This is a genomic window from Mesorhizobium sp. M0898, assembly GCF_040319695.1.
Lineage (GTDB): Bacteria > Pseudomonadota > Alphaproteobacteria > Rhizobiales > Rhizobiaceae > Mesorhizobium.
The window spans coordinates 1-9,629 of sequence record NZ_JAMYOE010000085.1 but is presented as its reverse complement, the minus strand read 5'-3'; the positions used below and the strand labels follow the sequence as shown (position 1 = coordinate 9,629).

General features: G+C 61.2%; 8 protein-coding genes. All 8 read left to right on the top strand.

Annotated elements, in window-relative coordinates:
* The first annotated feature begins 452 nt into the window (after window positions 1–452).
* The 8 genes from NKH90_RS33600 to NKH90_RS33565 are packed head-to-tail and all read left to right on the top strand — an operon-like array spanning window position 453 to window position 9,306.
* Window positions 453–1,466: an ABC transporter substrate-binding protein gene (locus NKH90_RS33600; RefSeq protein WP_352542839.1), complete on the top strand. Its 1,014-nt coding sequence runs from the start codon at window positions 453–455 to the stop codon at window positions 1,464–1,466.
* A 30-nt stretch (window positions 1,467–1,496) separates the two neighbouring features.
* A complete protein-coding gene (locus NKH90_RS33595; protein WP_352823568.1) occupies window positions 1,497–2,504 on the top strand; it encodes an ABC transporter substrate-binding protein in 1,008 nt (335 codons plus the stop codon).
* 45 nt (window positions 2,505–2,549) lie between these two features.
* Window positions 2,550–3,557, top strand: a complete 1,008-nt coding sequence (locus NKH90_RS33590) for an ABC transporter substrate-binding protein (protein ID WP_352819252.1) — start codon at window positions 2,550–2,552, stop codon at window positions 3,555–3,557.
* Between the two features lie 32 nt (window positions 3,558–3,589).
* A complete protein-coding gene (locus NKH90_RS33585) occupies window positions 3,590–4,600 on the top strand; it encodes an ABC transporter substrate-binding protein (RefSeq protein ID WP_352823564.1) in 1,011 nt (336 codons plus the stop codon).
* Window positions 4,597–5,181 carry an SCO family protein gene (locus NKH90_RS33580; RefSeq protein ID WP_352819248.1) on the top strand — a complete coding sequence of 195 codons (585 nt, stop codon included), beginning with the start codon at window positions 4,597–4,599 and terminating at the stop codon, window positions 5,179–5,181. The genes NKH90_RS33585 and NKH90_RS33580 overlap by 4 nt, the downstream gene beginning before the upstream one ends.
* Complete coding sequence (locus tag NKH90_RS33575; RefSeq protein ID WP_352819246.1) at window positions 5,147–7,801, top strand: GAF domain-containing protein; 2,655 nt, start codon at window positions 5,147–5,149, stop codon at window positions 7,799–7,801. The genes NKH90_RS33580 and NKH90_RS33575 overlap by 35 nt, the downstream gene beginning before the upstream one ends.
* Window positions 7,802–7,816: 15 nt before the next feature.
* Window positions 7,817–8,164 (top strand): response regulator, encoded by a 348-nt coding sequence (locus NKH90_RS33570; RefSeq protein WP_352823561.1) that lies wholly within the window; start codon window positions 7,817–7,819, stop codon window positions 8,162–8,164.
* 14 nt (window positions 8,165–8,178) lie between these two features.
* Window positions 8,179–9,306 (top strand): adenylate/guanylate cyclase domain-containing protein, encoded by a 1,128-nt coding sequence (locus NKH90_RS33565; protein ID WP_352823570.1) that lies wholly within the window; start codon window positions 8,179–8,181, stop codon window positions 9,304–9,306.
* Window positions 9,307–9,629 lie beyond the last annotated feature (323 nt).

Here is a 9,629-nt window from a genome sequence, read left to right as displayed (position 1 = left end):
AAATCCCCATAACCATCGCCTGTGGCCCGCGGGTTCCTTCCTCGGGGACTTTCGTACGCCTGCCGGCGCCCGAAACTCTTCACGACAGGGGAATGGCGGCTTTTGGCGTCCGAAGAACGATAGCGGACGTTCAGCGGGTGGGTCCGGCCGCAGCAAACTTGAACTGGCCATTCGCAACCCCGTAAACAGTCTCCATGACAGCGAGGCGCTGGCGGGACGTTCGGCGTAGCAAGTTTTGCGCTCGCTACCTACGCAAATTGGGCGTATCGTGGCATATCGTCTGTTGCTAATAAATGAGCCGGCGACTGAGAGCGCAAGACTCTCGCATCGGACTAGGCGCGCTAGGTTCCACAACTACTCGTCGCGCTCACCAGACCATCTGCCTCTGCTGAAACCTCTTTTCCTCGGTTCCGGCCAGTATTGCTTTTGCCAATCGGAAGAGGAGCGTTCTGATGCAGATCATCCAAACCCGCCGCCGGTTCCTAGCCGGCGCTGCAATGGCAGGCGCTGCCGGTATCGTCGGTGTTCCAGGGTCACTCCACGCGGAACCGCCGTTGGAAACGACCACGGTTCGTCTGCCGCTGTGGGTCGGTAGTTCCTACTGTTGGGCAGGTGCGTACATCGCCGGAGAACTGATGCGCGCCGAGGGTCTTACCGATGTCCGCTACATAGAAGGCGACAGAAGCGTCAACCAATCGGTATGGATCGCACGCGGTGAGACCGATTTCTCCGTGAACTTTGCGCCGAACCAGGTCGCGTCGATCGCCGCCGGCGTGCCGATCAAGGTGCTGACCGGCTTGCACTCGGGATGCCTCGAACTGATCGCCAAGGAGAGCATTCGCAGCGTCACGGATCTGCGGGGCAAGAGAGTGGGCGTGAACGGTTTCAACAACTCGCGGCACGTGTGGCTGTCCCTCATGTCCGCCTATGTCGGACTCGATCCAGTGAACGATATCCAATGGGTCTTGACTAACGACGTCAAGCCGACGGAACTCTTCGTCGAAGGGAAGATCGACGCATTCCTCGGGACGCCGCCCCAGCCGCAGGAGCTGCGCGCCAAGAAGATCGGCCACACGATCCTCAACAATGCCGTCGACCGCCCGTGGTCGCAGTATTTCTGCTGCATGATCTCGGCCACGACGGACTATGTGACAAGATACCCGGTGGCGACCAAGCGGGTCTTGCGATCCATCCTCAAGGCCGCCGACCTCTGCGTGTCAGATCCCGAAAGTGTGGCCCAGCAGATGGTCGATCGCGATTTCGAGACCAGCTATGACTACGCGCTCCAAACTCTGAAGGACATTCGGTACGACCGCTGGCGGGAATTCGATCCCGAAGACTCCTTGCGGTTCTACGCACTGCGCATGCAGGAGACCGGCATGATCAGGTCCAGCCCACAACAGATCATCGCCAACGGAACGGACTGGCGCTTCCTCGACGAGTTGAAGCGTGAGCTGAAAACCTGATCCCATCTGGTCTCGAGGGGAGACGTAGACATGCAAATCATTCAGAGCCGCAGGCGCTTCCTGGCCGGCCTGACGGCTGCCGGCACCGCAAGCCTCGTCGGCGCTCCAACTCGAGTTCTTGCCGAGCCAGGGCCGGAGACCACACGCATTCGCTTGGCCAAGATCCCTAGCATCTGCGTGGCGCCACAGTATGTTGTAGAGGACCTGCTGCGCACTGAGGGCTTCACCGAGATTGCCTATGTCGCGGCAGGCCCCGGTGCGGCCGCGGCCTCCGCGGTGGCGAATGGCGAGATCGACTTTAGCCTCAACTTCGTGACAAATTCGATCGTCGCCCTGGACTCCGGTGCGCGGCTCACTCTGCTCGGCGGCGTCCATCCCGGTTGCTTCGAGCTGTTTGCCAAGCACGGGATCGACAGCGTCGTCGATCTGAAAGGCCGGAACGTCGGCGTCCAGGGGCTCGGTTCGGGGCCGCATCTGTTCCTCGCCAGCATCGCCGCCTATGTCGGGCTCGATCCGGCGCGCGACATCAACTGGGTGGTGGACCCGGCGGTCAAGCCCAAGGAGCTGTTCGCGCGGGGCGAAATCGATGCATTCCTGGGCTTTCCGCCGGACCCGCAGGAATTGCGGCGCAGCAAGGTCGGGCACGTGATCGTCAACAGCACAGTGGACCGACCTTGGTCGCAATATTTTTGCTGCATGCTGTCCGGCAACAGCGATTTTGTGGCCGCGCATCCGGTTGCTACCAAGCGGGTGCTGCGCGCCATCCTCAAGGCCGCGGATCTATGCACCGCCGCGCCGGCCTTGGTTGCCGAGCGCTTGGTCGCGGGCGGATTCGCCAGCCGCTACGATGACGCGTTCGCAGCGATCAGCGAGTTGCCCTACCGGAAATGGCGGGACTACGATTCAACTGACACCGTCCGCTTCTATGCGCTGCGGCTGAAGGAAATCGGTTTGATCGGGTCCACACCCGACAGGATCATCGCCAACGGAACAGACTGGCGCTTCCTCAACGAGCTAAAGCGAGAGCTGAAGACGTAGACCTATCGCCAATACGCGTTGCCTTTTCAAGGGAAGGAGAGACTCGTGCAGATTGTCCAGAACCGTCGCCGTTTCCTTACAGGCCTGTCTGCGCTCGCAGCCGCGGGTCTTGCAAAGGGCCGCAACGCGGCCGCCGCCGAAGCGGCACCTGAAACCACGACCGCCCGCTTTGCGGCGGCGCCTGGTATCTGCATCGCTCCGCAGTACGTCGCCGAGGATCTGATCCGCGCAGAGGGGTTCTCAGATTTCGGCTTCGTGGCCGCCGAGGCCGGTTTGGCCCAGACCGAGATGCTGGCGCGCGGGGACATCGACTTCGGCATTGACTTTGCCACGGCCCTAATCATTCCGGTCGACACTGGCGCCCCGATCAAGGTGATCTCCGGAGTCCATGTCGGCTGCTACGAGTTGTTCGGACGCGAGAACATCAAGAGCATCACAGATCTCAAGGGCCGCAAAGTCGGCGTCGGCGGCAATCTATCGTCGGATCCGCATATCTTCGTCAGTGCCATGGCGACCTATGTCGGCCTCGATCCGCAACGCGACATCGAATGGATCGTCGGCGAGGCAAAGCCGGCGGAGCTCTTCGCCGATGGCAAGGTCGACGCCTTCCTGGCTTTTCCGCCTGAGGCTCAAGACCTCCGCGCCCGCAAAGTCGGCCACGTCATCCTCGACAGTTCCAAGGACCGGCCGTGGTCGCAATATTACTGCTGCATGCTGGCGGTCAACGCCGCGTATGCCGAGAAAAATCCAGTTGCCACCAAGCGCGTCATCCGGGCCATCATCAAATCGGCCGATATCTGCGCGGCCGAACCGGAACGGGTGGCACGCCTCTTGGTGGATGGCGGACACACCGAACAATACGACTACGCCGTGCAGTCGCTCCGCGAGCTCCCATACTCCGATTGGCGCGACTTCGATCCCGAGGATACGGTCCGATTCTTCTCGTTACGGTTGCATGAAGCCGGCATCGTCAAGTCGAACCCGAACGAGATCATCGCGAATGGCACCGATTGGCGCTTTTTCAACGAGGTAAAGCGCGAGATGAAAGGCTGAGTCTGCTCGTGCCGAGGGAGAGGAGACGTGACATGGAGATTGTCCAGAGCCGCCGCCACTTCATGATGGGCCTGTCGGCGGTCGGCGCCGCGGGTCTCGTCAACGTGCCGACATCGGCTCATGCCGAGCCGGCGCCAGAGACCACGACAGTGCGTTTGCCAAGGACGTTCCGCGCCCTTTGCGAAGCACCCAAGAATATCGCCGGGGAGTTATTGCGGGCCGAAGGGTTCACCGATGTACGCTACATAGACTTGGCCGCCGACTCCGATCCGTTCGCGATGCTCGCAAACGGCGAACTGGATTTCGCCACCGACTTTCCGCCACCGCACATCATGGCGATCGAGGCCGGCATGCCGATAAAGGTGGTCACCGGCCTGCACTCCGGCTGCCTCGAACTGATCGTCAACGAAAGCATTAACAGCATCTCCGACCTCAAGGGCAAGAGGGTGGGCGTGTTCGCGCTGACCTCAGCTCCGCACATGCTCGTAACCCTCATGGCCGCCTATGTCGGTCTCGATCCCGCCACCGATCTCAAGTGGGTCGCGAACCCGGATGTCAGCTCGATGCAACTATTTAACGAAGGAAAGGTCGATGCCTTTCTGGCGGTGCCACCCGAGCCGCAGGAGCAGCGCGCCCGGAACGTCGGCCACACAATCCTTAATACGACCGTCGACCGGCCATGGTCGCAACACTACTGCTGCATGCTTGCCGGCCGCGCGGACTATGTCGACAGACACCCGGTGGCGACCAAACGCGTGCTGCGAGCCATCCTCAAGGGCGCCGACATCTGCGTGTCGGATCCGCAACTGGCTGCGCAACTATCGGTCGACGGCAAGTTCACCGATCAATACGACTATGCATTGGAGGGCTTGCGCGAAGCGCGCTACGACGTGTGGCGGGAGTTCGACCCCGAAGACACGATGCGCTTCTACGCACTGCGGATGAACGAAGTCGGCTTCATTGAGGCCGGCCCTAACAAGATTATCGCCAACGGCACGGATTGGCGCCTCCTCAACGAGATCAAGCGCGAGATGAAAACGTGAGCGAGTGGCCGGCGCGCATCTTGGTGCTGGCGCTGATGGCCGGGCCGGCACACGCGCACGACGCGCGGCACGACGAGCGCCTGCCGACGATCGGACAGGCGCCGGACTTTACCTTGGTATCGCAGGATAGTGTGCGCGTGTCGCTGCACGACTTTCGCGGCAAGGTGGTCGCCGTCTCATTCATCTATACGCACTGTACCGACGTCTGCCCCATGCTGACCGCCCATATGGCCAGCGTGCAGGAGGAGTTGGGTAATGCGTTCGGACCCCAAATCGCCTTCGTTTCGATCACCGTCGACCCGGAGCGCGACACGCCCGATGTTTTGAAGGAATATGCGCAGAATTTTGGCGCCGATCTGAAGGGCTGGTCGTTTCTTACCGGTGATCCGGCGATTGTCCATGAGGTTGGACGGAAATACGGCGTCATCGCGAAGAAAACGGTGAACGGAGATGTCGACCATACCTTGCTGACGTCGCTCGTAGACCCCAATGGCATCTTGCGAGTACAGTATCTTGGCGTCCGGTTCGACTTGGAGGAGTTCCGGGATGACCTTGTCAGCCTCTTGGACGAATCCAAATAGCATAACGAACCGGCTCGTTGGCTGGGTTGCCCGGCTGCCGGCGCGCGTCCAGACCAAGCTCTTGATCGCGTTCCTGTCGATCGTCGGCCTGCTGATCGTGCTCGGGGCCGTCGGGTTGCAGGTGCTGAGTGGGGTCAACGATCAGACCAACGAGCTGATCAAGCTGCAGCGCAGGATCGCGGCCTATCGCCAGGTACAGCACGATACGACCACCCAGCTCTACGGCATCTCCACCGCCCTGTTGCTTCAGGACAACCGGATGCTGGATGGGGCGCTGCGCCAGCTCAACCAGTTTGGCTACGACCTCGACCGCATGGAGTTCGTCGCTGAAACTGAAGCGGAGGTGCTGGGCCAGGTCCGACAGGAATACGAACGGCTCGCGGCCGGCGTGACGCGTGTCGCGGAGCTCTTCCGCGCCGGTCGCACGGACGAAGCGCGCAAGGTTCAGCTGGACGAGATCATGCCGTCGGCCGACCGCCTCGAGCGGCTGACGAACCAGTTGGTCAACATGGCCGAAGCCGACATGGTCGTGGCCATCGAAGCGAGCGAGGGGGCCTACGGCACCTCTCAACTGGTCGTGGTTGCTTTCGCTGTGGGCAGCATCCTGCTCGCGCTTGCGCTTGGCTACATAATCTCATGGTCGTTGATCGAACCGGTCAAGAAGATCGAGACGCGTCTCAGTGAGATAGCGGCCGGCGACTTCGCCCAACACGTTGCCGTCGCCAATCGCGACGAACTTGGAGTGCTCGCCGCTAACGTCAACCAGACCTCCGACCAGCTGGGGCGCCTATATCAGGAGATTGAGACGCGCACCCAGCAGCTCGACGAGGCCCTTCAGCAGCAGACAGCCACTGCAGATGTTCTGAAGGTCATCAGCCGCTCTACCTTCGATCTACAGGTCGTGCTCGATACGTTGGTGGAATCGGCTGTCAGGCTCTGCCGTGCCGACAAGGGTGGTATCGTGCAGTTGTTGGATGGCGTATTCCGCTATGTGTCGACGCATGGCTACCCGCCCAGTTTCCGCGCTTATGTCGACGCCAATCCACTTCCAGCGCTTGCCGCAGGCCGAGGCTCCGCCGTAGGGCGCGTAATCGAAGAACGTCGGATCGTGCAAATCGAAGACGTGACCGCTGATCCGGACTACCGCGTGGCCCTGATCGCTGAGGCAGGCGGGTTCCGCACCGTCCTCGCTGCCCCGCTGTTGCGGGAAGGTGATCTCGTTGGCGTATTCGTCATGACGAGGGTTGAGCCGCGATCTTTCAATCCCAAGGAGATCGCGCTCGTCGAGACATTCGCCGACCAGGCGGTGATCGCCATCGAAAATGCGCGGCTGTTCGAGGCGGTGCAGTCACGAACGCGCGAGCTTGCCGCGTCTGTTGGTGAGCTCGAGGCGCTTGGTGAGGTGAGCAAGGCGGTCAATTCGACGCTGGATCTCGACACGGTGCTGAAAACAATCGTCGCCAAAGCGGTCCAGTTGTCGGAGACGGATGCTGGCACCATCTACGTGTTCAGCAGCACGCGGCAGCAATTCCGTCCGCGCGCAAACTTCGGTATGAGCGATGAGCTTATCGCCGCAGTCTCACACCAGACGATCGGGCTGGCCGACATGGGGATCGGCGACGCACCCGGGCGCTGCATGCCGGTGCAGTTTCCCGACCTCGGCCAGGAGACCTCATCCTTCCTTGTAAGAAAGACGATCGTCGATGCCGGATATCGCGGTATCCTGATCGTTCCGCTGCTGAGGCCCAACAAGATCGTAGGTGCACTGGTCGTCAGGCGCCACAAGCCAGGTGCCTTCCATGAGCAAGTCGTCCACCTGCTGGAGACCTTCGCAGCCCAATCGGTGCTCGCGATCCAGAATGCCATGCTGTTCCGCGAGATCGAGGAGAAAGGCCGGGAGCTGGAGACCGCCAGCCGCCACAAGTCCCAGTTCCTCGCGAATATGAGCCACGAGCTCAGAACACCGCTCAATTCGGTCTTGGGCTTCACAGAACTGCTGGTCGACGGCATCTACGGCGAACTCCCGGACAAGGCGAAGACGACCGTCGCGCGCGTGCAGGCAAACGGCCGCCACCTCCTCGGGCTCATCAACGACGTACTCGACCTTTCCAAGATCGAAGCCGGCCAGCTCACGCTGGCGATCGAGGACTACTCCGTCGCGCAGATTGTTCGATTGACCGTTACGGCTGTCGAGCCGCTGGCACGAGCGAAGGGTCTTGAGCTTTCAACGACTGTTGCCGAAAACCTTCCAATCGGCCGCGGGGACGAACGCCGTTTGATGCAGGTCCTGCTCAATCTTGCAGGCAATGCCGTCAAGTTCACCGAAACGGGTGCGGTCGACATTCTTGCCGGCGCGGTAGACGGACATTTCGAGATCACCGTCCGGGATACAGGTCCCGGCATCGCGTCCAAGGACCAGGGTCTCATCTTCGAAGAATTCCAGCAGGTCGACAACAGCAGCACCAGGCAGAAGGGTGGCACAGGTCTCGGCCTGGCGATCACAAAGCGCATCGTCGAAATGCATGGTGGGACCATAGACGTCGAGTCCGTGCTCGGGTCAGGATCGACATTCCGGCTGAAGATACCAATCCGGGTGAATGAGGAAGTGAGGGCGGCATGAGCAAACGAATTCCTGATGGTGGAAGACACCGAGGACAACCGGCAGATCATCCGCGATCTCATCGCCACCACCGAATACGAGTTGATCGAGGCGGCGGACGGTGCCGCCGGCGTCGCTGCTGCTGCGGCCGAGAAGCCAGACCTGATCCTCATGGACATTCAGCTGCCGGTAATCGACGGGTATGAAGCGGCCCGCCGTATAAAGGCCGATCCGGCGCTGCGGCACATCCCGATCATTGCCGTCACATCCTATGCATTGTCGGGCGACGAGGCGAAGGCCCTTGCTGCAGGGTGCGATGGCTACATTGCCAAGCCATTCAGTCCGCGCCAGCTGCTCGCCGAGATTCGTCAGTTCCTTTCCTGAGGGGAGACGGTACCTTGCACGATCCGCCTCGCATTCTCGCGGTCGACGATACCCCGGAGAACCTTGAGATCCTTCGCATGCGGCTCGAGGCGAATGGCTACGAAGTGGTGACTGCCGCGAATGGTGAAGAGGGGCTTGGTAAGGCCCGCGATCTCACGCCGGATCTGATCCTGCTCGACATCATGATGCCGAAGCTCGACGGCATCAGCGTGGTGCGTATGCTGAAGCAGGATCTCTCGCTGCGATCGATCCCGGTCATTCTTGTCACCGCAAAAGCCGACACGCGCGATGTGGTCGAGGGGCTGGACGCCGGGGGCGATGACTATTTGACAAAGCCCTTCGAGCACCAGGCGCTGTTGGCGCGGGTGCGCTCGATGCTGCGCCAGAAGGCGCTTCACGATACCGTCGCAAGCCAAGCCGTGCAGCTTTCCGATTGGAACCGCTCGCTCGAGCAGACCCTGGCGGAGCAGGTGATCGAGATCGAGCGAATGGGCCGGCTCCGGCGTTTCCTGCCCGAGCAAGTCGCCGACCTCATCCTTGCGGCGGGAAATGGCGACACGCTTCTGCAAAGTCACCGCCGCGAGGTGACCGTCGTTTTCTGCGATCTACGCGGCTTTACAGCCTTCGCCGAGACTGCCGAACCTGAGGAGGTGATGGCGGTTCTTGGCGAATACCACGCCTGTCTTGGTGAACAAATCGTCCGCTACGAGGGAACTCTTGAGCGATTCGTGGGCGACGGTATCGTCGTCGTTTTCAACGATCCACTGCCCTGCGCCGACCATACGGAGAGAGCCGTCCGCATGGCTGCGGCGATGCGTGATGCGATTGACGAGCATTCAGAGCAATGGCGCAAGCGCGATCACTTGCTCGGCTTCGGAATCGGCATCGCCCGAGGGCATGCAACCATCGGGCGGATCGGTTTCGATCAGCGCGCCGATTATGCAGTGATAGGCACAGTGTCGAACCACGCCGCCCGATTATGCGAGGAAGCCAGGCCACGCCAGATTCTCGTCAGCCAGCGGGTCGTTGGTGCCGTCGAATCCCTGGTTGAGTCCGTCGCCGTTGGCGAACTGACGCTGAAGGGCTTTCGCCGACCGATGCCTGCCTATGAAATTGTGCGGTGGATCGGTCGGCCAAGCTAGGGATCACTGTGCCTAATGAGATAGATCGGCTCCTGCGCTGAATGGGCCATACAATGATGCGGGCAGCTAGACCGATCAGCGATCGGACGGCCTTGAGCTCCATGGCCGTTGCTCCCTATTCGCCTCGCTCGGGGAAACTTCCCAAGGTCAGCTCGCAAGGCACGTTACAGATACCTGGTTGGCTTCTTTCAAGCCCGGTCGCCACAAGGCGCGACAGGAGTGTCCGGAAGTCCAGCCCGATAGTGATGGGGTGGACGCCCCCTCGACGGCATCGATGTGCCAGAATGGTGGTGTTTGACAGCCACCGTAAGAGAGGGAGCGTC